Origin of the sequence: Spartinivicinus marinus, from assembly GCF_026309355.1 — a bacterium.
In the GTDB taxonomy this organism is placed as follows: domain Bacteria; phylum Pseudomonadota; class Gammaproteobacteria; order Pseudomonadales; family Zooshikellaceae; genus Spartinivicinus; species Spartinivicinus marinus.
Genome location: NZ_JAPJZK010000001.1, coordinates 142,567 through 166,764 on the forward strand (window position 1 = coordinate 142,567; position 24,198 = coordinate 166,764).

The following is a 24,198-nucleotide window of genomic DNA, read 5'->3' on the forward strand; positions in this document are numbered from 1 at the left end:
ACGGCAAAGGTCGTGAAATCTATCACATGCTGAATGCCAATTCAATTAGCTAAAAGGAGGGGTTTGTAGTGTATTTGTTACAAGACGTTAGTTGACTAATAACCTACCTTTCCAACTGTTCCTATCGAAAAATCAAAAGGGTAGGCCTTTTATTCTTAGATGAAGATTAATTACCTCAACTAAGTTAAGTTAACTGTAATAGCACTATATACTTCAGCTGTTGCTGTAACTTCAGCTCTTGTGGTATTCAACTCACGTTCACTAACAAAGCCACTCATAGCATGAATAAGTGATTCTACATTAGTCGTTGTATTTTCTAGTGAGAAGTCATCTATTGTATTTGGGTAAGGCTTAACCAGTGTTTCGAAAGCCTGGCGGTTCATCGCAAAACCATCGTCTGGTTGAATTAAGCTAATAGCACTGTCTCCCCCATTAAAATGATTTAATACCCTTACTTGCTGGTTTTTATCGTTATCTACAAGTACAACTAAATCCTTTTTATCTTGATAAAAAGATAGCCGGTTGCGGTTGATGTCTATAAAAAATAATACGTCCCTACCACCACCGCTGTTATCAATAGTATCTTTGCCTGTTCCTGCCTGATAATAATAATGGTCGTTACCAGTACCACCTTTTAGCAGATCATTACCCTGCTCACCATATAAAATATCGTTACCTTCGCCACCCTCTAAAATATCATCACCATCGGCTTGGTTTGCACGACCATTACCGCCTAATAAATGGTCATCGCCTTTGCCACCTTTTATATAATCATTACCCATCATACCAAAGACGGTATCATCGCCACCATTTGCCTCTACCCAGTCGGCAAAGCGAGTGGCTGAAAACCGGTTACTCTCATCTGTATCTTCCACAAATGCTTGATAAGATTCACCTTCAGGTATTTCATTGGCTCTTGCCAGTGCATTGATTTCTGTTAATGAATAAGCGTAACCTTCAGCAGGTTGAACCAAGTCAATAGAGTAATCACCACCCAAAAAGTGATTAATCACCCTTATACCCTGTTGACTATCCCCATCAACAGTAATAATTAAGTCGTTATTATCTTTGGCAAAAGTGAGCCCTGCAGGCAGTACATTATTAAATATAATAACGTCCTTACCACCGCCTTCATTATTGATGGTGTCAAAACCGCCACCATACACATATTTATCATCACCTTTTCCACCAACTAATTGGTTATTACCAGTACCTCCCATTAATTGGTCATTTCCATCACCACCGTTAATCTGATCATCACCTTCCTGACCATCCAGATAATCATTGCCAGCATTACCTAGTAAAATATCATGATCTTCTCCACCAAATAACACGTCTTTTCCAGCACCACCGACTAAGTGATCATTACCTACTCCACCTGACAATTGATCATCACCTTTACCACCATGGATAGCATCATTGCCAGAGCGACCATGTAAAACATCATTACCTAACCCACCAGTAATAGTGTCATTACCTGATCCACCATCTACGTAATCATTACCCGCTCCAGCATCAATGGTGTCGTCTCCTCCTCGACTAAAGACTTTATCATCACCACCCTGCGCATGAATGGTTTCACTCAGCTCACGATATCCAACCAACTGTTCACCATTATCGGTACCTTGATAAACTGCAATTGCTTCTACTTCAGCCAGGGTTAGCTTACTACCATTATTAAACTGCAATTGCTGGGTTTTGTAGTGGCTACTGGTGTAAGTGAACCAATAATTAAATTCTATCCTTTCTTCAGTTGTTTTGTGCTCAATAACTAACTTATTACCTCGACGCCATACGGCCAGATCTGCTTGTTGAATATCCGCTGGAAAAGTGACTGTTTGATGGTTAGCGATCACATCAGAAAAATGACCATTAGTTGTAGTGGTGATAGTGATTGCATCAGTGGTATTTTCGTTTATATTATTTATATTCATTGCTAGTCCTTGCTAACGAGGGTAACACTTACGGGTACTTCTAAAAATGCTATTTTTAGAAGTACCCTAATAAACTATCAACATCATACTAAGGATAGTTAATAGCTTTACCCTACTACCTTATTATTCGAATTCATGCTTTCTTTTAGCAAAACCAGCTTATAAAACAGTATGTTTTGTGTCTATTGTTTTTTTAGAAGGAAAGTTAACTAATTTCAATCGTTTGAGTGGCCACCTGATCTAGCTCCTTTGGATGATGAGTAACCATTAGCACAGTTAAATTATATTGTTTTCGCATTGTATCGGTTAAAGCTATACAGTCTTCTCTGAGCTTTTTATCCAAAGCACTGAATGGTTCGTCCAACAATAGAATTGGTTTTTTATGAATAATCGCTCTTGCTAAAGCCGCTCTTTGTTGCTGGCCACCTGATAACTGTGGTGGTAATTTATCTAGTTGATCAACTATTCCTAACTGCAAACAAAGTTGCTGCAGCTGCTGTTTTTCTGCCTCATTTAATCTAGCTGAAGGCCTTACACCTAAGGCAATATTTGTATAAACAGATAAATGGGTAAATAGATTATCCTGTTGAAACATCATCGACACTGGTCGACTTTCTGGCTTCTGATAGGTAAATGACTGCCCTTGCCAGCTGACTTCCCCTGCCACTATGTGATTAAAGCCTGCAATGGTTTCTAACAGGGTGGTTTTTCCTACGCCACTTGGCCCTACTATACGGCAAAAAGCACCTTTATTAACCTGGCTATTATAGGTAAATAGGTTATCGCCTTGTTTGACTTGCACACTTAATAACTCAAGCATTCTGTCGCCTAAACAGCTTCTCAATTAAATAAAAACAAATAAAGCAACTGATTAATAATACTACAGATAATACAGCAGCTTGTGGATACTGATAATTTGCTAAGTATTGATAAACCAACAAGGGTAAAGTAATAAAATCAGGGTCACCGATGAGAGCAACAATTCCCATATCACCAAGAGAAAGTACAAACGCTAATGCTGCAGCCTGGCCAATAGCGGTTGATAATGCTGGCCATGCCACTACCCACCACCAATGCCAACCTGTGACCCCTAAGTGCATTGATAGCTGTTGGTAATGGCTTGCTATTTGAAAAAAAGGCACTTTAATGATTCTAATAGCAAATGGCATTGCCATTAATACATTGATAATAATAACCAGCCACAAGGTATACTGAAAAACATCACTAAGCTGCCATAGTAAAATAAACCAGCCAGTTGCTAATACAATGGCTGGAAAGTACAAAATATTAGCACTTACCCCTTCAGCGATAGCCGCTCCGAACTGTCTTCTAATAGGCCTTAAGAGGCTGTTTGCTTTATAGTGACTGGATAGATTAAATAACAGTGCATTGATAACAAGCGCCATACAGATAGTGAGGAATGATGTACTCACTGCGATAATTAAAGACTTTATTCCCGCATTGATTAACGACAGAGAAAAAACCTTTATGACAGCCTGCCAATTAATTATTTCTTTTATTAGTGCCATAAAAGGGAGTAATACCCATACCGTTACTGCTATCAACACCGGTATTAGCAACCATTTATCTAATAAACTTGTCGGCTTTTGATAACTTGATTTTTTAGTTTGTTTTAATGCAGGCTGATAATAAAACAACATTAATGCAATGGGCGCTGTTATTACTAATTGAAGTGTCGCTAGCAAAACAGCAAAACCAGGTTCATAGTCATAACGCAATGCCTGATAGATAGCCACTTCTAAAGTGGTACTTTGAGGACCGCCCCCCATGGCGAGCACAATGGTAAAGCTATTAAAACACAGCAAAAAAATAAGACCCAATAATGGGAATAATTGACTTTTTATTGCATGCCATTCTAACCAATAAAACCGGTAAAAGCGATTAAACCCTAATTGTTCAGCTACACGCCATTGATTAACTGGAATCTGCTCGATTGCATTAACCAATACCCGAGTCGCAAAAGGGAAATTAATAAAAACATGGCATAATAAAATTCCTGGCAACCCATAAATTGAATGTTCACTGTTGAGCCATTGATTAAGCCAACCAGAACGGCCATAAACAGATACGACTCCAAGCACAACGACAATAGTCGGTAATACAAAGCATAAATTAAAAGTGGTTAATAACCCCTGCTTACCTTTAAACTGTCGGCATCCAATCAGCTTAGCAACAGGTATTGCACAGAGTAAACTAATAACAGTAGACAATAATGCTTGCTTTAGCGAAAAACCCGTTATATGCAAAAGATAAGGATCCAGTAGCGTTTGCCAATTAAACGCTCCCCATCCTTCGCTGGCTAAAGCAACTAATGCCGCTGTAGTGAAGCAAAAAATCAAACTGACAATAATAAAGCCAAACCAGGCGGCTGTTGTAAATAACATTTATGCTCTTATAGTAGCCATGCGAATGTTTTTTTTAGGCGAGACCGTCGAGCGATGAGGCCTCATAAGTATATAAATAACAGGTGATTGGGGTGAGGAATGACGACAACAATGCACTTGTGACCTAGGGATATAAAGCTCATTCACGAAGGCTATAGCTATTTTACTACTGCCTGGCGCCATTGCTTAATCCACTGTTTTCTATTTTTAGCTACTTCCTCAGCAGTAAATGGCGTCACCATTTTTGGTTTAATTATATTATTAAACCCTTCTGGTAGAGTGGTTTCCACTACAGGCAACATCCAGTTATGAGTCGCTATTTGCTGCTGGACATTTGGTGTTAATAAAAACTGTAAAAACTGTTTAGCTAGTATTGCTTGCTGCGTTCCTTTAATAATAGCTGCGACTTCTATTTGAGGGTAATGTCCTTCTTTAAACTCCACAGCTTTATAACGGGTATCCTGCTCAGCCACTTCGTGATAGGCCTGAGATGTTGTATAGCTTAAAACTAAGTCGGCTTCCCCTTTTAAAAACAAACCATACGCCTCAGTCCAGCCTTTGGTCACAGTTACTGTTTTCTGTGTAAGCTGCTGCCATTTTGCTGCTACGCTATCTCCATAAATAGCATTCAACCACAACATAAGACCTTGGCCAGGGGTACTGGTACGAGGATCTTGATAAATGATTTTCAATTTTTTATCAGCAAGTAACTCTGCAAATGACTGTGGGGGCTGTTTTAAGCGTTCTTGATTATAGATAAATGCAAAAAAGCCATAATCATAGGGAACAAACTGCTGATTTTTCCAGGCCATTGGTAGTGTTAATTTTGAAAGGTCCTGCTGGTGCCCAGCAAAAATACCCAACTTATTTGCTTCAACTAAGAGGTTTTGATCCAGACCAATGACTACATCTGCTTTGGTTTTAGTTCGTTCAAGTTTTAATCGGTTTAGAATACTAACGCCATCATCCAAGCCAACCCACTTAATCTGACAGTTGCATTGCTTTTCAAAGCTTGCCTGCAACTTGGGGCCTGGCCCCCACTCAGAAACAAAGGACTGATAGGTGTATACAGTTAAAACATTTGCATTTACAAGAGAAGTAACACTTAACAGTAATATGAATAACCCTGTTTGTATGGTTTTCATTCAAACAACTCCCCCAATACCGAATGAGTGGCCACCAATAACAGTAGCCTTCAGAATACTTATACTTAACTGACCAAACTGGGGGAGATAAAATTTAAGGAGGTAGCAACTATCAAATAGTCAGGCTATCTTAACCAACTCCCTACGCCAGCATTATCTGGATCAGGTTTATGGGTATAATCTCAGCCACACTTAACAAGCCCAGCACCCCAACGACGCCCCAATTGTAGCTCATAGCCACTCATGCCTGCAATCATTGCCCAAAGGGTATGATTGCTATTACACATCTTGCTAAATAAGGCAATAACAGCACTTTTGCAGTAACGAACTTTCTAAAAACATAACTTCAAGTGTATCACTCTGCTCGCTCACCATGCTTCATATGATATCGCTGCAAAATTTTTGATAACTTCCCTATAGGGTCAATTGTTCCATCCCTTTGTCCAAAATAGCTATGTACAGGACAAAATAGTTACATAATATTTTGCTCGCTTATTATTGGTGAAAAAGCAAGATAGATTGGCTCTTTAGGAACGTACTCACCTGCACTATGCTCACGTTGATTTTTGTAACTACCAGTGGATTAGCGATCAGTGGGCTTAGGTTTAGGTTTAAACGTTGAAGGTTGACTTTTAGTGCTTGAGGTTGTTTTTGAGCTAACACCCGAACGGGACGTTGATGGTCTCGTCGTTGGTGATGTAGCGGCTGTAGATCTAGATGTGGTGGATGAAGTTTTAGCAGATGCCGTTGAACTACCAAATGTTGAGGATTTAGTAGAGCTTCTGGCAAAAACATCCTCGCCTTTAGATACATACATAATGCCTGGCCGACACTGAACCATCTCATATAAATCAGCTAACCCGTTTAAGGCTTCAGATGCACCTAAAAATAAATAGCCTCCAGGCTTCAGTGTTTTATGGATACGAGATAAAATATCTCGTTTAAAGTCAGCCGAAAAATAAATAAGCACATTACGACAAAAAACCACATCAAATTTACCTAAAGAGGCATAGCTCTCTTGTAAATTCAGCTCTTTAAATTCAATTCTTTTTTTTATCTCAGGCTTAACTTCCCAACGCTTACCTTGTAGCTCATTAAAATAGCGCTTTAATCTTTCATCTGATAAGCCTCTTCCCAAGGCTAATGAGTCATATTCACCTGTACGGCATTCAGCTAACACTTTATTAGACAGGTCAGTCGCTATTATTTGCAAGCCTGCTTTTAACTGACCAAGACTGGTTCGTTCAAACTCATCGGTCGCCATACTAATTGAATACGGCTCTTGCCCACTGGAACATGCCGCAGACCAAACTCGCAAACGCTGATTTGGATAGCGTTTGCACAGTTCTGGCAGGATAGTATTTTTAAATACTTCAAAAGGATAATTATCACGAAACCACAAGGTTTCGTTAGTTGTCATAGCATCAATTACTTTGCCTCGCAAAACATCACGAGGATTTCGCTCAATTGTTTTTACCAGCTCCGCAAGGGTATCGATTTTATTGTCATTAAGAATTTTTCTTAGCCGACTTTTGACCAGGTATTCCTTATTTTTACCCAATACAATCCCGCATGCTTTTTCAAGAAATTGGCTAAATATATCAAAGTCACTTAACGCTACCTTGGAACTAAGCCCGCTCTGAGTCAAATTTATAACTCCACTTTTACCATCAATAAAAAATAACGCACTTTTTAATGTGTGTTGTGTTTATCATTCAATTCGTTGTGCTTCCGATCAAATAGTTATCCCTCCTGCGCTGCTGCCGCATCTTCCAGCCGACCAATAACAGTGCTCGCCAACAAGTCAGGGTTAAATTTAGCAATAAAATCATTAGCGCCCACTTTTTCTACCATGGCTCTATTAAAAACCCCACTGAGTGAAGTATGTAGAATAATATAGAGATCTTTCATTCGTGGGTCACTCCTGACTTCAGTTGTCAGGGTATAGCCATCCATTTCTGGCATTTCTATATCTGATATCATTAATAGTAATTCATTCGAAATATTCTTTTCTTCATCAGCCATATTTTTCAGAAAGTCTAGAGCCTCTCGACCATCACTTTTTGCAGTAACGGTTAAGCCCAGCGTTTCAAGACAGCGTTGAACCTGCTTACGCGCAACCGCAGAGTCATCCACAATTAATACATGCTGAGAAACAGCTTTTTGGGTAATATCTTCTGAAATAACCCCTTCACTGATTTCTTCAGTCATCGGTGACACTTCAGAAAGAATTTTTTCTACATCAATAATTTCAACGAGTTTATCGTCTACCTTAGTGACTGCAGTTAAATAGTGGTCTCGCCCTGTACCCTTAGGTGGAGGATGAATTTCTTCCCAGTTCATGTTAACGATGCGATCGACCATTCGCACCATAAATCCCTGCACCTTGTTGTTATACTCGGTAATAATAACAAAGCAATTTTCAACGTTATCTAATAAATCATGACCAGTAGCTAAATTCATATCCAGCAAGGGAATTGTTCCCCCCCGAATATTAGCCACTCCACGTACCACAGGGCTACTTTTCGGCATCAAGGTCATTTTCGGGCATTGTAAAACCTCTTTTACCTTAAAGACATTAATGCCATACAACTGTGGACCTGCCAGCCGAAACAATAGGAGTTCCAGCCTGTTCTGCCCCACTAGCTGGGTTCGCTGATTGACACTGTCTAATACACCGGCCATGTAAAGTTACCTTGCCCCACTACAACATTATTTTCTGCCAGGCATGAGACTTGCCTGACTCTCTATAACTTTGACGCTAATGTTTTGGTTAGTGAAATACTTATAGACCATACTCTTAGCTTAGGCGAATCTGGGAATTTGCAAAGTTTTAAAGCGTACTCACTTAGTCTTTAGACCGCAGAAAACCTGGCTTTTTCAAAAATTCGCCTCATCTCTTCCTTAAGCAACTCAAGTTTTGCTACAACTTTTTTAGCTTTTTTTGCTACAAATTTTTTCTCATTCGTCCACTTAAGAAGCCCTTGATACAACTCAACAGCGAAAAGGTGTTCGTATGAAAAATATAGTACAACGTGGAGGCACTTATCATTTCAGAAAAGTTATTCCGCCGGATTTAAGAAAAGTCTTTCGTAAAACAGCTATTACACTTTCATTAAGAACTACATCAAAGCAGCTTGCCCAAGTAAAGGCCGTAACACTTTTGGGTACTATTAATGCCGCTATTTATGAAATGCGGTGCTATGAAGCAACAAATCAACGAGAAGCTGTGCTGAAGGTACTTGAAGAAGCTCTGAGCATTCACACGGCAAAAGACAGCCCCCTTTTACAGCCCACCAATATTATTAGACCTGGGGGAATTCCTGAAGCTACACCTGAACCGAATATTGAAGAGCCAGGTATAACTCTAAAAGAAGCTTATCGGCTCTTTGAAGCTGAAAAAGTTAAAACTGAGTGGGGTATTAAGTCTAGGTCCTGCTATTTGACCTCATTTCGTATACTTTTGGATATCATGGGTAACCTGCATGTAAATCAGATTAATAAGGAAGTTGCCCTCTCCTTTGCTCAGTCTCTGTATGAGTACCCACGTAACCGCCATTTAGGCGCTGGTAAAACGATGACGTGGAAAGAAATGCGAGACAATGGAGCACCTTCAATTTCACCTGTAACAGTTAAAATACACTTTACGCGTAACAAAGCTTTTTTTGGGTGGCTTGAATCATATGATTATATTTCAGAGAACTACCTAAAAAAATTAACGCCAAAGGGCAAAAAAACACGTCCTATTGGCAGAGATTCCTTTACCCCTGAAGAAATCCAAAAATTATTTCAGCAAGCCGTATTACCTGAGAAAACAGCCGAAAAATGTTGGCGCTTCTGGATGACAGTACTCCTTCTTTATACAGGAGCACGCCGAGATGAAATTGTACAACTTGATGTTGATGACATTAAATTTAATAGTGATTTTTATTATATTGATATTCATGATAGAGGGGACCATCAATTAAAAACTGAATATTCAGCTCGCGTAATTCCGCTGCATCAGGACATTATCAAAATTGATTTTCTCAAATATTTTGAGTCCCGAAAAGGTAATAAGAAACTGTTTGATGTAAACCCAACCTTAGGCGCTTTTGGTAGACCGTTAACCAACTGGTTTACCGGCATTAAACGGGAGCTAGGCTTTGCAGATACTAAGGTATTACACAGTTTAAGGCATACTTTTAGAGATTTCGCAGTCGAAAGTCGGGTTCCTAATGAGCACCTAAAAGCTTTATTAGGACACTCTCAAGGTGATATGACCCACGGAATTTATGGCTCAGGGTTCAGTTTAAAGCTGCTCAATGAAAGTATGCAACAGATAGACTTTAGTTGCGTGAGAGATATTTTAATCTAAACGGGACATACCAACAGAGCAGGCTTTTTTATCGAAGGTGTAAACTTTAGCGCAGCCTTCATTAAGGCTTAAAACTGCAATCAAGGCGTCGCTAAAGTCGCCATTGCCTTCCTGGTATAAGCGCAGGGCTTTACAGGCTTCACGGTGATTCTCAACAACAAACTTTTTAGTCGTTAGTACTGTTGTGATGACTTCTAGTAGCTCTGCCTTGCCTGCTCCATAAGCACGCTTCAGGACCCAAAAGACCTCAACCAAGGAGATTAACGTAATGTAGCCGGGTACCTGTTCACTTAGCTTGGTCTCAATTAAGGAAGTCGCAAGCTTGGCCTGCTTTGGGTCATCCTGGGTTATATACCTCACCAATACATTTGTATCTAATCCGAACATTCATCCCCCTGAGCGGCTATAGCTTCGTTCATTTCCTCAATTGAAACTGGCTTCTTAGGCTTCTTAATGAGGCCCTTAAGCGCTGTTACATCCTTATTAACGGCTACAATCTCGAAGCGTTCATTATTAATCTGAATAAACTCTATTCTATCGCCAGTGTTGAGAGCTAAGGCTTCTCTGACTTCCTTGGGAATTGTTACTTGTCCCTTGCTGGTTATCGTTGCTGTGCTCATTGTCTTTTCCTTACTTATATCATTTATCCTTACTTTATGCTTATAGGTAAGATTGGTCAAGGCTGTTTCCTCCTGTTATCTAGACGCTCTGCAAGGCTGTAATAGGCGTCTTCTTCAAGGTGAGCATAGATAGCCGTTTGCGTAATATTCGAATGGCCTAGCCAGTGCTGAACCTCTCTCAAGCTGGCTCCAGCCCTAAGTAAGCGGGTAGCGCATGTGTGTCTGGTACAGTGAAATACAAAGTCAGTGTCGTGCTCCAGCTTCATCTGTTTACGCAGCTTGGCCCAGGCTTGAGTAATGCTGTCGATTGTCCATTGGGTAGGCCACAGGTTGCCAGCAGATTCTAAACGACGCTGTAAGACACCTTTGGCCTTTCTGGTTAATGGGACTGAGCGCGTTTTGCCGTTCTTCGTATCGCTAAAAATAATTTTATTTTCAAGAATATCTTGCGGCTTTAATTTAAATATTTCTGAACGTCGGCCACCTGTTTCTATGGCGAGCCAAATAAAGTCGGCCAAATCTTTATCAGCTAATAAAAGCAACTGCTCTTCTTCCTCATATGATAGGTAACGGATACGGCCTTGCCTTGTCTTCATGCGCTCAAAGCGTGGCATTGAGGAAATATAGCCGCGCTCGTGGGCATAACGGAGCATTTTTTGTAAGACAGCTATTTTTCTATTTATTGTTGCTGGCGCGTTGCCTTCAGTTTTACAAGAGCTAATAAAGGCATCAATTGTATTAAGATTAATATCAGCTGCTAATGTGGACGGACCAAGCAACTTTATTATCTGCATTCCTGTCTTATATTGCACCACCTCGCTTTTTGTACCGGTCCAATAACGTGCTGTGGTCAACTCTAATAGCTCGCTTAAGGTTAGCTTTTTGTATTGCTGGGGAGCTTGCGTGTTTTCTTCATTGCCTGCTTTGACTGCTAATAACTCAGCCTCTCTTGCTTGGGCTTTTGCCTTGGTAGCACAGTTTTCACGTACTCTATTTTTATTTATATATACGTCAACTTGCCACCTTTGGCCACGCTTACGGATAGCCATAGGAATTCCTTTTGATGATAGGTGTTTATTTAATTTGAGGAGAAAGAGAAGGAAGAAAAAAATAGGAAAGTGAGGTTATGCAAATTCGCTAACCTCGTATGGACCAGAAAAAGAGTTAAATCATATTTACATACTTAGCAACAAACTCCTTGCCCGCTTCATTTAAATATAAACCTTTTCGCCTTGCATCCATTGGGTCAAAGCGGACATCAACAAGTCCATAGCCTTCTTTTCCTGGTCCAGCGCGCTCTGTTAGAGCTGTAATAGTTCTTGTGCCGGTTGCTTTAGGTAATCCTAGCCTATCTTTAACTTCAGTAATGCCTTGCCCTTCTTCTCTTGCAATAGTTAGTAAGGCTGCAAACTGAACTAGTGACATTCCTAAATCTTCTTTATGCAACGTTACTACTAAGTTCTGTAGCTTTAAAAGCTTTCCTCTATTATACATTGTGGGGGTCTCGTCTATATATGCTCAGTTATGTATGATTTGTAATCATTTATTATTCCCTCCGAATATGTTACATAAAAAAGCACTACGTAACAACAGAACATAAGTTCAAAATGTAATGTAGTGCAATTAAACTATAGGTGATTAAATAAACAGACGCCTCACTGCACTCTCTACGTCGCGGGTTTCTTCAGTCAGCCCAAGCCAAGTTCCATAAGCATGCTCAAGTATGTAAATACCCGCTATTGAATTACTCGCTAATTCATGGCCTAATTGGGGACTGATGGACCACCAATGTTTAACGCTTTGGTACTCGCTTTGACATTCCTCCTCGCTTAGTAGGGCATTAAATACGAGGTCGGTGTGTTCTGCGTAAATTAATTCACTTAAATTCATTCTTTCACCTATTGAGTTTTTATCCATTACTTCTCCTTTATCAGTGAATTTAATTCTGGAGTAAGCTTACATTTACTACTCAAGGTGCGTAAGCTGGCTGTATTACGGAACGCTTGTAACACAAATGTCTTATTGTATACATGTACAGTGAATTAGACCACACTTTTGTAAAGAAAAGTTCCAGAAAGACATCTATTCCTATGCTAGATACTCGACATGTACTGTATATATGATTAAGAAGAGTTGCGGCAGGTGAAATGCTTCACTATTGTAGAACAATTAGTGTATTTATTATTATTTACTCGCTTTAACTTATCTACAGGCTATCTACTCGTTTTATACTCGAAAGAAGGTATAGCCCTTTGATACCCAGTAGGTATTAATTAGCTCATCTTCTGCCATTCGTTCCCAATCAATGTAATAGCGCAAGCGTTCAGGAATGTTAGACAAGTCTTCAAGCTCTGCTAAATATTCCTCTCCAAAGTCGCGAGGTGTCGCATAGTGGCCAACGTAAGCGTCTTTTACCTGCTCTGCGTCTAATGGGTAGCCGTAGTCAATCCAGGCTTGCAGTATGTTCTCAGCGTCATTCATGTACCACTCGCTAAGCTCGTTAAGGACAGAAACGTAAGTAAAATATTCCGAATCAAGGCTATGCTCTCCCACATATTTCTCGGGTATATCCTCATAATCAGCGACTATCCACTCTTCGCGAAGAACCCCGTCATTAATCTGCTTGGTTAGTTCTTGTAGCCATGCATGTATATCGCTGATTAATTCGGCGCATTCTTCATAGTTGTCAAGGTCAAAAGTTTTAGCAAGGAGTTCACCACAGTTGTAGTCATAGAGAGAGTAGAAAGTGATTGTTGCCATGATTAAATATCCTTTTAATTAATAGAGAAAAAACAAATAATTATTTTTATTCTGGCTGAATCCAATAAACATAATCAGCGAAGAAGACAGCAACAGGCTTACCTTCCTTCTGGCAGTGCTCAAGACAGCATAAAGCTTTTAAGTTAGGTGCTATCTGCTCCCTCTGGCCTGAGTCTATAAGTAGGTCTATGTGCTTCTTAATCTCATCTTTTATATAATCTAAGGCTTCGCTGTGGGTGCTAAATGTGGCCGGTTCAACTTCAGGCAAATAGCCCGGAACATTCCAGCCTGCTATGTAATTAGTCATTTAATTGCTCTCCTTGCTCTTTATTATTAAGCACTTGGCCATGACAAGACGGACAAAGTAGACCACAAATAAAACTTGCTCCCTCGCTACTCTCAGCCGTGACTAGGTGTAAGCTGTAGGCTCTTTGGTTGCACAAGATGCATGTAGGGCCTGCGTGCGTCTCTGCGCTACATTTATTTAATGATAGGTCCATTGGCTGTGGTCTCCTTTTATTAAATTAATTTATATTTATTTTCTTTAAGTAGGCTTTAGGTAAGCCACTAGATAACTAATGACCTACTTAAAGCGCACTTGCTTTTTGTGTATAGCGTGAGGAGGTGAAATATTACTCTCACTAAATCCGTACGCTACTAACCAAATTGTTAAAGAGCTTGCTTACAGTGGCGTGCTGTAGAATGCTGGTGGTTATTTATATTGAGTAAGATTATAAAAAACATTTTATTGGTCGTGCTGCTCGACTATTTTTGAAAACTTAAAGAGAACCAAGGAGGTAACAGTAAGTTATTTAAATCAATACTTGGGGTTTATTTTTACATCTTTCTCTTTGCCCCTAAGATGTATAGGAAGTATTAATTTGTTTTTTAAGTCGCGCCGTTCGACCATTAATAAGCTATCAAAATGTATTGATTACGTCAAGAGTAAAAACAGGATATTAAAAACAAAGAGAAAAATAAAAAGCAAAACAACTGAAAGCACTAGATAATAATACTGGATAAAACAGTATATGTATTTCCTGCCCTTGTTTTATAAGGCGTGAGCATGCGCATGTGACTAAAAGTTGTGACTATTGCACTCAAACAGCTTATATTGTTGGAAGGCTACGGGGGAAATTGCGATTGAGCTTTATTCAAAAAGACTACTCAGATTTTTTGGTAAAAATTATTTGTAATCAATTTTAGTTTTAATATCATCTAACACTGTACGGCCAGTTTCTGTTAGGTACAGCTCATTTGCATTTGCATTATGCGTACTTTTTAGCTTTCTTATAAAACCCCGTCCTCTTGTTCTGGGTGTACCTTCAGCAAGTCTTTGTAACGGAGAAGCTACTGTAGAGACTGTGCTTGTTGTAGGTAAAAAGCCTCGGCTCATTATTTCGAGTAATGTAGCCCCTTCATTCAACTCAACAGCTAATAGTATTTCAAACTGAAAAGCAGTTATATTGTGTTCCAGTAAAGCTTGCCTAATTCGTACAATATCCTTCATCCGCACCACAGAAACACCAATCCTCAATATCAATCCAAAAGAGCCAAAGTCTACCTCAACGCTCCCTCTACGTCCAATGTGTCGTGTATAGCTCCTGAGAATCCTCACAAGTCGCTTTTACCTCACACCAATAAATGGAGATGGGTTGGCCTGAAGCGAGCTTACAAAGCCTCTCAGCCCCTCTAATGACATCTAGTGCATTTAACCTTGATAATACAACAACAGAAGCACATCACTAGACGCCCTCAGAGTTGCTATAAGGCACTTTAAGCTTTAGCCATGAAAACATACCAGGATAAGGATAAAACAGCTTACACGGCATATGAAGAGAGGGCAGGACCACGGCTGTATTATATGGACAACAAAAGGAGAAGCTGGGCTTGGAGGTTTACTTAAAGATGACTAAAGGAGAGTTAAAAGTCAGCTAAAAGATGACCAAGGTAAAGCTTAGCCTTGGTCTTGAGTAGCTTACAGATATTGTGTCTTAGTAGGTAATTATTTTTCTTATTAATTGGGAAATAAACAACAAAGAAGAACAAAGCTGAAGGTGTATTAAGGTTTAGCTAAGGTGAGCTTTAAGTCATCTATATTCATAGGAGTCTTAAAGTTAGCTTAGGCATCCTTAAGATAATCTCTAAGTATCTATATGTATCTTAAGGTTAAATCTTATATTTCAACCCAGGGGGAAATGTCTTCTAAGTTGCGTGGTAACTCAAGCCCCCGGATACCAAGGGCTTCAGCGATTGGCCTTTTTAAGATTCGTGCCTGCTTTTTGTACAAAAAGATTGTTATTTATACATCGAAACAGTTCTGCCACAAAAACTTAACTTTACCATCATGGTACTTACGTTTATATACTGTCTTATTTCTGTCACAAGGATAGTGTAATGGGAAGTGTTGTTATTATTGGTAATGGATTGGGAATGGCTATTGCTCCCTCAAAATATACGCTTAAAAGCGCTTTAGATTCAGTTAATAATATCCACCCTAAAATAGACTTAATAAGAAAATTTATTTCCAATACACTACCTGATAATGAGGAGGTGTTAGGACAACTACAGTTACCTTTATTTTCCTATAGGGCTTGTAGGCTACTGAATATACCTCAAGAAAAAAGCGAACTAAAAGAGCTAGATACAATTTTGAATGATTATGTTTACGAAGTATCTTGTTATTTTCATAATTTAGTCCCATATACTGTCATTGAGGATTTTATTAATCATTTATACAGCTACATAATGAGGACAACATCCCATATTGCTACTTTAAACTATGACAATTTATTATATAAAGGCATTTTAAAACATAAGTACCGTACAGACCAAAGTATTGCAGATGGATTTTTGTTTGGCCCCATAAACTCAAGAAATAGCTATATGGTTTACAAGTCTAAAGAATTCAACTGGAAAATAGAAACTCAACCGAAGTACTTACATTTGCATGGTTCTCCTTATTTTGTAAACAATTCTCATGGGATTGTAAAATTGCGCGATACAGTAACAAAGTTATACAACAATACAACTGGAGACATTGATGAGGTTGATGGTAAAACGAAAGGTAAACACATCGTACTAACCAGTGTTGAACATAAAAAATTTATTATTGAAAACTCCCCTTTACTAAAAAAATACTGGTCAGTATTGAAGCACCTAATAGGAAAAAATAAAACCATAATTATATTTGGATACTCAGGTTATGACACACACCTTAACGAATTGATATCCCTCTACCCCAAGAAGAAAAAAGCAATAATTGAGTGGGAAGAAGCAGGAAAAGATGATGGAGGTTATACAAAGGAAGATAGGTTAGAATTCTGGTCCAAAAGACTGAAAACTCACGAAAGCAACATCATCTTAGAACAAATGGCAAACATAACAGAATTCACAGCTTGGGATAGCCTATTCGAGAAGAAAAAACAAGCAGCAACTGCCTAAAGGGAGCCTAAAGCTCCCCCAAAAACTAAAACCCAATGGCTGCAGCTTGTATCGCCGTCTTTATCTGTGAGGAGCCATTCATACACATTACACTTGACTTAATTCCCGCTGGGTCCGCTTCAGCAGCGTGTCTAAATTTAACAGCGGTCCCACATGACGCAAGCCAACCGTAAACGTTAGGGCTTTTTGGAATACACTGGAGTAAAGTGCCTAAAGCATGACTCTTACCCGCACAGCTTTCTAGCTTCCTTATGCCCTCTTCAGTAGCCCTGACCACATTGTCATTTACATTATGAGGCGGGACATGTAAATCAAAAACAATAGCTATAATTTTTGAGATGTTTTCTTTATCACTTTGTAGCAACGGCATTTGTATGCACCTTATCCAGTTCAAGCGAGTTTAAAATTTGGCTAAGGTACTTCTCAGCACCACCTTTTAAAGTCATAAATAAGACCTGATGCGTATACTGCTTATTCGCAAGCACTAAAGAGGTTGCCTCAGAGCCAACACCAACATAAGCCTTCCAAGGGCCTTTGTGATATTTCTTCAGTTTGGCATCCGCTTCAAACATACCTTTTGTGATATATAAAATGCCTGTCGCAGAGTTATTGAAAGGTAATTTTTTAGGCAGCTCTTTTACCGAGGTTTTAAAAGTGTAATCTAAAGCACTGGTCAACTCTTTGTGGCCGTCAACAATACGGTAACTAATCCTTTTTCCATCCTTATAAACTAAGCCTGCCCCTTGGTTACCGATTGTCCTTACTGCATCAGGTGCTGGTACAACAAATGTAAAGTGGAAGGAGCCTACAAGAAATCCATCAGTAGCTTTTTCCTCTGGCCACTCGGCATCCTCAGCTACAGCTGTGCACACAGCTTTATGACAGAAATCTTCAGGCCTTCCTTCATCCTCGTGCTTTTCCTTACAAGCCCAACTAAAGGCTGTCAGTGAGCACAAGGCCAACCCAAATAATAACTTCTTTCTCATTACAACCCCTTTGAGGTCCATCTTTAAGTAGTCGCTAATAATACCAAGGTCGTGCAAGGTGTATAAGTACAACCTTGGTGTTATGTGAAGTGGTAAAATTAACTACAAAAAGTCCCTACTTCTTTCTTTGACTTAAACCCTAGGCAATCTTCAGCAAACTTTTCAAACTCAGCTTCCAGTGCTTCCGCTCGGTGCCTCTCAGCCTCCACAGCTCCATCAAGCGCCATCTGCTCAACCCAATACGCAACAGCCCCTGCGACAGCCTCAAGCCTGTCATCGTGCTTCAGGGCTCCTCTGTCGTGTGTTATGCGTGACATCTGGTAAAAGAGGGAATAGCTAAAATCACCCTCACATTCCTTGTAATCTTTTTCTATAAGACGGGTGTCGACTATTAGCCTGTGCTGGCTCATGACAGGCTCAAGCGAATCAATAATACGCTTTTCTTTTTGTCCCTTAGCCCTTTTGCCCTCAACTTGGCAACTGTGTACCTTTCGTAGGATGGGCTTAAATAACTCAATGAACATGCCATCACCGAAGTTATCTTCCACTTGCACCATGTTCACTTTATGCTGCTGGGCAGTATTAGCTAATTTTTGCAAGGTGGAAGGCGTATAGCCATCACGGTAACCGCCAGCGTCAATTAGGAACTGATAGCCGTGTAAAAACTTGACCACAGCATAACTGGTTTCATCGGCTCCCCTGCCACTTGGGTCAATAAACATGACAGAGCCTGTATATTCTGCCATTTCCTTGTCCATCCACATTGGCGAGTAAAAGCGGTCACCATCTAAGCCAAGCGTAGGTACATCTATGACTTTATCGGTAGAGTTACACCAAGCTAAATCAATAGGTGCTCGTTTTAAGTCAAGGGACATCGCCATTAAGTCAGCCAATTTAAGTGGATATCTCTCAGCATCACTTAAACTTGTGTCCAACATAAATTGCAGACCAAATCCCGACGTACCATAAGACAAACGCCTTTCTGCTAGGTTTGAATCAGTAAATCTACGCGGCTCTGTTGTTCTACCCACTAGGGCTAAATTATTACTAGCTTTTTCTTCAATAAATGGAGCTAAACGCCCTTTCCATTTTGGGAATTCAGAGGGGTCAGGATATAAGGCAGTCCATACACGAACAGAATAATTTCGTTCTGACAGTGTATTATACACAGACATTTCTGTTTGGGGTGTTCCTAAATAGGTAATTCCCGCTTCTTTATTAGGCTTCAAAACTGCATCAAATTCTTTAACTGCTTCAGCTATTTTTTCACGGGCAAGTTGAGTTTCACTGTTATTTGTAACTTCTATATCGTCAGCAATTATTAAATCAGCGCGGGAGCCTGTAATTTGACTTTTAATACCAACAGAACGTATGGAAGGACTGTCATCAGAGTCTGCTGGCCCCACATCGAATGCGATTTTAGTATCTCTTTGTCCTTTCCTTGGACGCAAAAAATGTAAAAAAGGTATTTCCTCTAAAAGTCTACGTGCAAAGTCTGTGAAATTGCCTGAGCGTGTACTTGAAGCAGAAACAACAAGTACTCTTGTCTGAGGGTCACAATAAAGACGCCATAAAGCATACGCAACTGTAATCCAGCTTTTACCTACCCCTCTAAAAGCCATGACTATTTTCCGTTTTGGTCCATGTTGTAAGTATTTAGCTATATCTATCTGTATTGGGGTTGGTTTAGGTAGTTTTTTGTATTTCCATATAACAGTTAAGAAGAATACAAAATCTGTCTTTAATCGGTGTTCTAGTTCTTTCTCTCTTTGTTTCATTAATTCCTGGTGGGTTAATATAGGCGGGAACAAGGAGGGCTTAGAGCAGCCCTCAGCTTGTTTATTTAGTGGGTATAACGAACGTCGTCCGGGTCGAATGGGTCTACTTCATTCAGTTTATTTTCAAGTTCAGCTAGCGGACTCGTTGGGGAAGGAAATTCATTAATATGGTTATCTTTCAGCATTTGGCGAGCCACGTTTAGCTCTGCTGCTTTCATTTCTCCGTTGCGGAGTTTTTCAAGAAGGTGTTCGGCTAGCTCTTTGTGTAGCTGAGCTAATAATACGTTTACGTCTTTATCAGTCAAAAAGTCTCCTATTAGTTAATTAAAGAGCCATCAGGACGAAATTCTAAGGCTGACTCTTTACCCACAGCAGTTGCATAAGACATCGTAAAATAGCCGTTTTCGTGCTCGATTAAGTTATATGGGTGATTAATCTGTCTAAATAATTCTTCGTAATCTACCAGTGTCTTAGTGAAGTCATCAGTCATTTAGAGCTTCCTTTTCAACGATAGCCACAATTTCATCATCTATTTTATTATCAGTCCGTTTAGCCATTTCTTTTAACAAGGTTAGGACTATTTTCTTCACTAGTTTTGTCGCAAGAAATCGTAAAATAAAACTATTTATCATGTTTTCTCCATCCTCTATTTTTCTTTTGATTTGTTATTCGCAAATTTCTAACACTGTTATTTAAGGGGTTTCTATCTTTATGGTCTACGTCCTTACCATCACCTTTCTTAGCGAGACCCTTTTTAATCATTAAGCGTCTTGCTGCATTACGCATTGCGCGTCTCTTTTTCTGTTCAGGTTTACTGTGATATTCTTTATATTCTTTTTTATAATTCCTCATTTGCACCTAATAGTGTTGTCTCCATAATGCTAATACGTTTATCCATTTTATAATTCAGCTTGGTTAAATCATTAACTACCTGAGTTAGCGTTTCGAGGTGCTTATAATTAGCTTCTAAATTACTTAACCGCTGCTCTATAAGAACGACGTAGCTGCCAAAGGCTAATGTGAGAGTAACTAAAATTGCAGGGAGGGAGGTTTTAAACCAGTCTTGCACTTATATATCAAGTCCTTCTGTATCTGGTGGAATTGGCCACGTTACTTCCTGTGGTTCATTATTTGTTTGCGGTATATCTCTTAGCTTCTGCCTGTATGAAGACCAAGTCTTTCTCAGCTCCTCAGACAGTTTATTATCGTGCATTTGGGTCCAATCTGTAGCACGCAATAAATTATTTCTGTGGCCGCGTATAATGTCCCAGGTGCTTATCTCTGAGTGGTCCTCGGTAACAACTGGGTTATACAGCTTGTTAAGCATGGTGCTTATGACAGGGGCTTCTGGAATATTACGGTTAAAGTAGGCATCTTCAGGCAGGGACCGGGATATTGCTTTTATTAACGCTTGTTCTGTTGGGTTATCTTCATCAATGAGGGAGTCAAGACCAATATTTATTTTAAATCCATTTTCCAGCTCAATATCAAGTGAGCCTGTATTTCTGTGGTAATTTATTATTTTAAATTTCATGTTTTATTTTATTAAATTCTCCTTCCTATTATGTAACTTGTATCTCTGTAGCCAGTTAAAGCAATGGACCCAACATTGTGTATAGCTATACCGGCTGTGCCTCCAGCGCCACCCGAGCCTAACTTGGGAAACTGCATGATACTGAATCCACGACCTCCTCCAGCACCTGCTGCCCCGTAGTTACCGCCATGGCCCCCTGCCCCACCTCGGGCAGTCTCTCTGCCACTACCACCGGCACCTCCTGCTGCATATCCACCTGAGCCAGCCCCTCTACCACCGTGACCGCCTGAGCCTACAAACTGATGACGGTCACCATCGTTACGCCGTTGGCCCCATGAGCCACCACCGCCGCCTCCGCCACCACCACCGGCATAAATACGTCCACCTGATGTATTGTAGAATTCTAAGCGTTTGCAGCCGTGACTAGGGTTAATCCATAACGCTGTACCACCAGCTCCTCCTCCGTGTCCATTTGTTGCGTGCCCTGTGCCGTTATTATTTTTTATTCCATGACCGCCAGGACCTCCGGCACCTTCTTTACCTAAAATGAGGGCATTATTAATTATTTTAACTTTCCTCCCGGCAAAGTGAGTGCCTAACGCCAAGGCCACGTTACTTGTCGTAGAAGCTTGGAAAGTGCCTGTTAAAGTGATTTCAATGTTACTGGCACCGCCAACGTGGGGTAGTAAATTTCCAAATAAATCAAAGTTGACGCCACCAGTTACTGTAGTACGCTTTAATGAAACTAATTTCCAGGTCCCATTTACATTGACGTAGACATCAGCCTCACGCCAGGAGCCGTGCACATTGACAAGGGCCGTATCTAGGGAACGCCAGGAATTATTAATATTTAAGAAAGTTTCTGACATAAATTAACTGTATTTAAGCCAAATATGGCCGTGAGTACCCCCTGAAGGGTTAGACGAGCTTATTTTAATATTGCCTTGATGATAGGCTTCATGACCTCCTATTGATGCTTTACCCGTTACATAAAAAGCGCCATGTACCGTTACATGGTTCCAAAGGCCCACACGATACTCACCGGTTCCTACTGAATTATTGCCGTGGACCATCAGGCATTTATGGGTTGTTCCGTCGTTATAGATGGCGGCGCGCCCTTGACCAACGCCAAGGGTGGGCCACTGAACATAATCATCAAAAGTCCAAGCGCCTTTTACTTCTGGCTTATATTTCTCAACATAGCCTTTTGCTCGGTTGGCCTCTCCATGTGCGCGATTAGCCTCCGTCGTTGCCTTATTTGCTTCTGCAATAGCTTTCTCTTTGTGCGCATTGGCAGTCACCATGTGTTGTTCAGTCTTCCCTCTTAATACCTCAGTATCACCTTTAATTGAAGTAGTAAAAGTTCTAGCTTCATTTAATGTTTGCTCTGTGTCAACTTTTAGTTGATTAGTTGACGCCCTAATCCGTTCTGTCGTTTCTCTTTCATTCTTTGCACGGTCGGCCTCTGCTCGCGCAGCAGGAATATATTGCGAATTCATGAAGCCTAGATTTACAACATCATTATTTTCAATTGGATTAGCAACATTTCTAATCCGTCTATTTAACGCATTAAATTGACCATCCTCTTTCATCTTCAGTAAGCCCTCGGAATAATCGAGCACTTCCTGAGCAACATAAAAAAGCTGCTCATTTGCCATGTCCAAGACTGCCTCAGATAAAATAGCGCCATCATCAAAATCAACGGCGCGTTCATGTAGTGGTGTCTCTCGTTTAACACGGACCACAACATTAGCTGCTGGCGGTGAGGATAAAGAGGCTACATTATTATTTATTGAGCAGTTAGCTTGTTTACCGGCAACATAAACTTTAATGTGGTTTGAGTTTAAGAATTTAAAAGGAATAGCAAAGTCTTTGGTTTGTCCATCGGCAATATAATCTTTGTATGATAATGCCATTAATTAATATCTGTCCTCCGAATATTTGGGTAAGTCTGTGCCTAAATTATGTAAAAACTGCTGTATGCCTAACATGTTCTGAAAAGGTAACGTGCGATATAAATTATTCCAATCCCTTTGTGAAAAATCGTAATTATTGCTTAGTCCTGCTCTGGCGATACCTGACACACCTGAAGAAGCTTTTTCTATCCAATCGTATGACGCGTTACCTGTCCAAACATTTGTCGCTAGTTCTGACATACGTGAATTAAAGAAAGGTTCGCCAGTCACCATCTCAGCGGCACTATCGGCAAACATGGGGAATATTGAAGCATACGCTGAGCGCTGAAAAGCTGCCTTTGCGATAGCTTCTGGCTCTAGCCGCTTACGTAGAAATTCCCGCCTGTCGTGTCTGCCTGTCGCTTGTAAATGAGTTTGGCCAACATAGACAAGACCAGCAAAGAAAGTTGAATGTAGGAACAGAGAAGCGGTTTGTAGGTCCCTATGCTTTAAACCATGCAACAACTGTTTTGAGTAAGCAGTGATAGCAAAGGTGCGGAATTGGATTAAGGTTTTGCCAAGCTCCTTGCTCATCAGGTAGGAAACACCGTCACCAAAGTCTTGCTCCTGAATAATCCGTCTACCCCACAAGCCTATTGCATAAGAAAATTTAGCGTGAACGTCAGGGTCCCACTTATCGAAATTCATCCGGGTTAATTTGCCGTTTTTACTTTCAACATGCCTGTATTCGTGTTTTATTTTGGATAGCAACTCATCATCAATACCAAGCTCCCGTAATCTATCTGTTGACATAACTCTTTTATTTTTCAGGCTATAATCCAGAAAATTTTGAGCCATACCTTTCATAGTTAGGTTTTGGAGCATGTGGTTAATTGAATGGAAACCCGACATGTTAGCTGTAAACTTGCCCATGTGGTCTAATCCACGCTCCAGCTTATCCCACTTATTTGTATGCCCATTAAAAGTCGCACCAAAGTCGTCTATTTGATTAGTCACCTGATGCATAAGCCGACCATTAGCCCAGCCACCCATCGCGTCTGAAAGTTCTTCTAGTAGGTTATCTTTATAATTACCATTCTCCATGCGTTTAATCATTTTGCGTAGCTCTGGCACATGCTTCATAAATTGAAGCCAACCAACGTGACTTAAAGCTGGTCCCATTTCCATCAGCTGAGCAAAGCCCACTTGGTTCATGTTGCGGGCATATTGGAGCTTTCTTATTGTCCGAAGAGTACGGCTACTTCTGGCTGTAGGGTCTGTATCAATGGGACGACCGACAAGGTGGTTATACTCGATTCCGAAGTTTTTTTAGGTTGACA

Annotated in this window: 29 protein-coding genes and 1 riboswitch; of the genes, 2 read left to right on the forward strand and 27 right to left on the reverse strand. The window is 40.2% G+C overall.

The genetic code is table 11. From position 1 onward, the window contains the following. Positions 1-179: 179 nt before the first annotated feature. The 6 genes from OQE68_RS30460 to OQE68_RS00630 form a co-directional block, all read right to left on the reverse strand. Positions 180-1,934: a calcium-binding protein gene (locus OQE68_RS30460; RefSeq protein ID WP_180568286.1), complete on the reverse strand. Its 1,755-nt coding sequence runs from the start codon at positions 1,932-1,934 to the stop codon at positions 180-182. 205 nt (positions 1,935-2,139) lie between these two features. Further along, positions 2,140-2,754, reverse strand: coding sequence for a thiamine ABC transporter ATP-binding protein (locus tag OQE68_RS00610; RefSeq protein WP_180568285.1), 615 nt, complete (start codon positions 2,752-2,754; stop codon positions 2,140-2,142). Beyond that, positions 2,747-4,339 carry an ABC transporter permease subunit gene (locus OQE68_RS00615; protein WP_180568284.1) on the reverse strand — a complete coding sequence of 531 codons (1,593 nt, stop codon included), beginning with the start codon at positions 4,337-4,339 and terminating at the stop codon, positions 2,747-2,749. The genes OQE68_RS00610 and OQE68_RS00615 overlap by 8 nt, the downstream gene beginning before the upstream one ends. A 158-nt stretch (positions 4,340-4,497) precedes the next feature. Further along, on the reverse strand, positions 4,498-5,484 hold the full coding sequence (thiB, locus tag OQE68_RS00620; protein ID WP_180568283.1) for a thiamine ABC transporter substrate binding subunit: 987 nt from the start codon (positions 5,482-5,484) through the stop codon (positions 4,498-4,500). Between the two features lie 122 nt (positions 5,485-5,606). Continuing rightward, positions 5,607-5,717: riboswitch (TPP riboswitch) on the reverse strand. 350 nt (positions 5,718-6,067) lie between these two features. Further along, positions 6,068-7,132: a CheR family methyltransferase gene (locus OQE68_RS00625; RefSeq protein ID WP_180568282.1), complete on the reverse strand. Its 1,065-nt coding sequence runs from the start codon at positions 7,130-7,132 to the stop codon at positions 6,068-6,070. A 95-nt stretch (positions 7,133-7,227) separates the two neighbouring features. Beyond that, positions 7,228-8,169 carry a chemotaxis protein CheV gene (locus OQE68_RS00630; RefSeq protein ID WP_180568281.1) on the reverse strand — a complete coding sequence of 314 codons (942 nt, stop codon included), beginning with the start codon at positions 8,167-8,169 and terminating at the stop codon, positions 7,228-7,230. Positions 8,170-8,500: 331 nt separating this feature from the next. Between OQE68_RS00630 and OQE68_RS00635 the strand changes: the two genes are divergently transcribed. After that, complete coding sequence (locus tag OQE68_RS00635) at positions 8,501-9,841, forward strand: site-specific integrase (protein WP_180568280.1); 1,341 nt, start codon at positions 8,501-8,503, stop codon at positions 9,839-9,841. On the opposite strand, the gene OQE68_RS00640 is transcribed toward OQE68_RS00635, so the two are convergent. The 9 genes from OQE68_RS00640 to OQE68_RS00680 form a co-directional block, all read right to left on the reverse strand. Further along, on the reverse strand, positions 9,833-10,228 hold the full coding sequence (locus tag OQE68_RS00640; RefSeq protein ID WP_180568279.1) for a type II toxin-antitoxin system VapC family toxin: 396 nt from the start codon (positions 10,226-10,228) through the stop codon (positions 9,833-9,835). The two genes, OQE68_RS00635 and OQE68_RS00640, sit on opposite strands and share 9 nt — an antisense overlap. Next, positions 10,216-10,461 (reverse strand): AbrB/MazE/SpoVT family DNA-binding domain-containing protein, encoded by a 246-nt coding sequence (locus OQE68_RS00645; RefSeq protein ID WP_180568278.1) that lies wholly within the window; start codon positions 10,459-10,461, stop codon positions 10,216-10,218. The genes OQE68_RS00640 and OQE68_RS00645 overlap by 13 nt, the downstream gene beginning before the upstream one ends. Positions 10,462-10,517: 56 nt before the next feature. Further along, positions 10,518-11,510 (reverse strand): tyrosine-type recombinase/integrase, encoded by a 993-nt coding sequence (locus OQE68_RS00650; RefSeq protein ID WP_266195407.1) that lies wholly within the window; start codon positions 11,508-11,510, stop codon positions 10,518-10,520. Between the two features lie 115 nt (positions 11,511-11,625). Further along, positions 11,626-11,907, reverse strand: coding sequence for a MarR family winged helix-turn-helix transcriptional regulator (locus tag OQE68_RS00655; protein WP_180571980.1), 282 nt, complete (start codon positions 11,905-11,907; stop codon positions 11,626-11,628). A 192-nt stretch (positions 11,908-12,099) separates the two neighbouring features. Further along, complete coding sequence (locus OQE68_RS00660; RefSeq protein ID WP_180571981.1) at positions 12,100-12,378, reverse strand: hypothetical protein; 279 nt, start codon at positions 12,376-12,378, stop codon at positions 12,100-12,102. A 309-nt stretch (positions 12,379-12,687) separates the two neighbouring features. Beyond that, positions 12,688-13,221, reverse strand: a complete 534-nt coding sequence (locus OQE68_RS00665) for an antirestriction protein ArdA (protein WP_266195408.1) — start codon at positions 13,219-13,221, stop codon at positions 12,688-12,690. A 46-nt stretch (positions 13,222-13,267) separates the two neighbouring features. Further along, positions 13,268-13,528, reverse strand: a complete 261-nt coding sequence (locus tag OQE68_RS00670) for a hypothetical protein (protein WP_266195409.1) — start codon at positions 13,526-13,528, stop codon at positions 13,268-13,270. Beyond that, on the reverse strand, positions 13,521-13,721 hold the full coding sequence (locus OQE68_RS00675; protein ID WP_180571671.1) for a hypothetical protein: 201 nt from the start codon (positions 13,719-13,721) through the stop codon (positions 13,521-13,523). Before OQE68_RS00675 ends, OQE68_RS00670 begins: the two co-directional genes overlap by 8 nt. Before the next feature lie 686 nt (positions 13,722-14,407). Continuing rightward, a complete protein-coding gene (locus OQE68_RS00680; RefSeq protein ID WP_180571672.1) occupies positions 14,408-14,839 on the reverse strand; it encodes a MarR family winged helix-turn-helix transcriptional regulator in 432 nt (143 codons plus the stop codon). Between the two features lie 779 nt (positions 14,840-15,618). Here OQE68_RS00680 and OQE68_RS00685 point away from each other — a divergent pair. Next, on the forward strand, positions 15,619-16,665 hold the full coding sequence (locus tag OQE68_RS00685) for a DUF4917 family protein (protein ID WP_180571673.1): 1,047 nt from the start codon (positions 15,619-15,621) through the stop codon (positions 16,663-16,665). A 25-nt stretch (positions 16,666-16,690) separates the two neighbouring features. On the opposite strand, the gene OQE68_RS00690 is transcribed toward OQE68_RS00685, so the two are convergent. From OQE68_RS00690 to OQE68_RS00745, 12 genes are all read right to left on the reverse strand, one after another. Beyond that, entirely contained in the window at positions 16,691-17,035 is a 345-nt protein-coding gene (locus OQE68_RS00690) for a hypothetical protein (protein ID WP_180571674.1), read from the reverse strand. Next, positions 17,016-17,651 (reverse strand): hypothetical protein, encoded by a 636-nt coding sequence (locus tag OQE68_RS00695; protein ID WP_180571675.1) that lies wholly within the window; start codon positions 17,649-17,651, stop codon positions 17,016-17,018. Before OQE68_RS00695 ends, OQE68_RS00690 begins: the two co-directional genes overlap by 20 nt. A 98-nt stretch (positions 17,652-17,749) precedes the next feature. Further along, positions 17,750-19,429: a phage terminase large subunit gene (gene terL, locus OQE68_RS00700; RefSeq protein WP_266195410.1), complete on the reverse strand. Its 1,680-nt coding sequence runs from the start codon at positions 19,427-19,429 to the stop codon at positions 17,750-17,752. Between the two features lie 65 nt (positions 19,430-19,494). Continuing rightward, entirely contained in the window at positions 19,495-19,734 is a 240-nt protein-coding gene (locus tag OQE68_RS00705) for a hypothetical protein (protein WP_266195411.1), read from the reverse strand. Positions 19,735-19,745: 11 nt separating this feature from the next. Beyond that, on the reverse strand, positions 19,746-19,919 hold the full coding sequence (locus OQE68_RS00710; RefSeq protein ID WP_180572228.1) for a hypothetical protein: 174 nt from the start codon (positions 19,917-19,919) through the stop codon (positions 19,746-19,748). Next, complete coding sequence (locus OQE68_RS00715; RefSeq protein ID WP_266195412.1) at positions 19,912-20,061, reverse strand: hypothetical protein; 150 nt, start codon at positions 20,059-20,061, stop codon at positions 19,912-19,914. The genes OQE68_RS00710 and OQE68_RS00715 overlap by 8 nt, the downstream gene beginning before the upstream one ends. Next, positions 20,051-20,281, reverse strand: a complete 231-nt coding sequence (locus OQE68_RS00720) for an HNH endonuclease (protein WP_266195413.1) — start codon at positions 20,279-20,281, stop codon at positions 20,051-20,053. The genes OQE68_RS00715 and OQE68_RS00720 overlap by 11 nt, the downstream gene beginning before the upstream one ends. Next, a complete protein-coding gene (locus OQE68_RS00725) occupies positions 20,268-20,498 on the reverse strand; it encodes a hypothetical protein (RefSeq protein WP_180571971.1) in 231 nt (76 codons plus the stop codon). The genes OQE68_RS00720 and OQE68_RS00725 overlap by 14 nt, the downstream gene beginning before the upstream one ends. Continuing rightward, entirely contained in the window at positions 20,499-20,963 is a 465-nt protein-coding gene (locus OQE68_RS00730) for a tail fiber assembly protein (RefSeq protein WP_266195414.1), read from the reverse strand. It abuts the gene before it with no gap. A gap of 11 nt (positions 20,964-20,974) precedes the next feature. Next, positions 20,975-21,832 (reverse strand): hypothetical protein, encoded by an 858-nt coding sequence (locus OQE68_RS00735; protein WP_266195415.1) that lies wholly within the window; start codon positions 21,830-21,832, stop codon positions 20,975-20,977. Positions 21,833-21,835: 3 nt separating this feature from the next. Further along, the gene (locus OQE68_RS00740; protein WP_180571952.1) at positions 21,836-22,879 is read right to left on the reverse strand and encodes a phage tail fiber domain-containing protein; all 1,044 of its coding nucleotides are present in this window, start codon (positions 22,877-22,879) and stop codon (positions 21,836-21,838) included. Between the two features lie 3 nt (positions 22,880-22,882). After that, positions 22,883-24,073 (reverse strand): hypothetical protein, encoded by a 1,191-nt coding sequence (locus OQE68_RS00745; protein ID WP_266195416.1) that lies wholly within the window; start codon positions 24,071-24,073, stop codon positions 22,883-22,885. Positions 24,074-24,198 lie beyond the last annotated feature (125 nt).

Bases quoted from the DNA above. Each gene is read 5' to 3' on its own strand.
- OQE68_RS30460 (WP_180568286.1), bottom strand. From the start codon at position 1,934: ATGAATATAAATAATATAAACGAAAATACCACTGATGCAATCACTATC.
- OQE68_RS00610 (WP_180568285.1), bottom strand. From the start codon at position 2,754: ATGCTTGAGTTATTAAGTGTGCAAGTCAAACAAGGCGATAACCTATTT.
- OQE68_RS00615 (WP_180568284.1), bottom strand. From the start codon at position 4,339: ATGTTATTTACAACAGCCGCCTGGTTTGGCTTTATTATTGTCAGTTTG.
- thiB (WP_180568283.1), bottom strand. From the start codon at position 5,484: ATGAAAACCATACAAACAGGGTTATTCATATTACTGTTAAGTGTTACT.
- OQE68_RS00630 (WP_180568281.1), bottom strand. From the start codon at position 8,169: ATGGCCGGTGTATTAGACAGTGTCAATCAGCGAACCCAGCTAGTGGGG.
- OQE68_RS00635 (WP_180568280.1), top strand. From the start codon at position 8,501: ATGAAAAATATAGTACAACGTGGAGGCACTTATCATTTCAGAAAAGTT.
- OQE68_RS00640 (WP_180568279.1), bottom strand. From the start codon at position 10,228: ATGTTCGGATTAGATACAAATGTATTGGTGAGGTATATAACCCAGGAT.
- OQE68_RS00645 (WP_180568278.1), bottom strand. From the start codon at position 10,461: ATGAGCACAGCAACGATAACCAGCAAGGGACAAGTAACAATTCCCAAG.
- OQE68_RS00650 (WP_266195407.1), bottom strand. From the start codon at position 11,510: ATGGCTATCCGTAAGCGTGGCCAAAGGTGGCAAGTTGACGTATATATA.
- OQE68_RS00660 (WP_180571981.1), bottom strand. From the start codon at position 12,378: ATGGATAAAAACTCAATAGGTGAAAGAATGAATTTAAGTGAATTAATT.
- OQE68_RS00665 (WP_266195408.1), bottom strand. From the start codon at position 13,221: ATGGCAACAATCACTTTCTACTCTCTCTATGACTACAACTGTGGTGAA.
- OQE68_RS00670 (WP_266195409.1), bottom strand. From the start codon at position 13,528: ATGACTAATTACATAGCAGGCTGGAATGTTCCGGGCTATTTGCCTGAA.
- OQE68_RS00675 (WP_180571671.1), bottom strand. From the start codon at position 13,721: ATGGACCTATCATTAAATAAATGTAGCGCAGAGACGCACGCAGGCCCT.
- OQE68_RS00685 (WP_180571673.1), top strand. From the start codon at position 15,619: ATGGGAAGTGTTGTTATTATTGGTAATGGATTGGGAATGGCTATTGCT.
- OQE68_RS00690 (WP_180571674.1), bottom strand. From the start codon at position 17,035: ATGCCGTTGCTACAAAGTGATAAAGAAAACATCTCAAAAATTATAGCT.
- OQE68_RS00695 (WP_180571675.1), bottom strand. From the start codon at position 17,651: ATGAGAAAGAAGTTATTATTTGGGTTGGCCTTGTGCTCACTGACAGCC.
- terL (WP_266195410.1), bottom strand. From the start codon at position 19,429: ATGAAACAAAGAGAGAAAGAACTAGAACACCGATTAAAGACAGATTTT.
- OQE68_RS00710 (WP_180572228.1), bottom strand. From the start codon at position 19,919: ATGACTGATGACTTCACTAAGACACTGGTAGATTACGAAGAATTATTT.
- OQE68_RS00715 (WP_266195412.1), bottom strand. From the start codon at position 20,061: ATGATAAATAGTTTTATTTTACGATTTCTTGCGACAAAACTAGTGAAG.
- OQE68_RS00720 (WP_266195413.1), bottom strand. From the start codon at position 20,281: ATGAGGAATTATAAAAAAGAATATAAAGAATATCACAGTAAACCTGAA.
- OQE68_RS00730 (WP_266195414.1), bottom strand. From the start codon at position 20,963: ATGAAATTTAAAATAATAAATTACCACAGAAATACAGGCTCACTTGAT.
- OQE68_RS00735 (WP_266195415.1), bottom strand. From the start codon at position 21,832: ATGTCAGAAACTTTCTTAAATATTAATAATTCCTGGCGTTCCCTAGAT.
- OQE68_RS00740 (WP_180571952.1), bottom strand. From the start codon at position 22,879: ATGGCATTATCATACAAAGATTATATTGCCGATGGACAAACCAAAGAC.
- OQE68_RS00745 (WP_266195416.1), bottom strand. From the start codon at position 24,073: ATGAACCAAGTGGGCTTTGCTCAGCTGATGGAAATGGGACCAGCTTTA.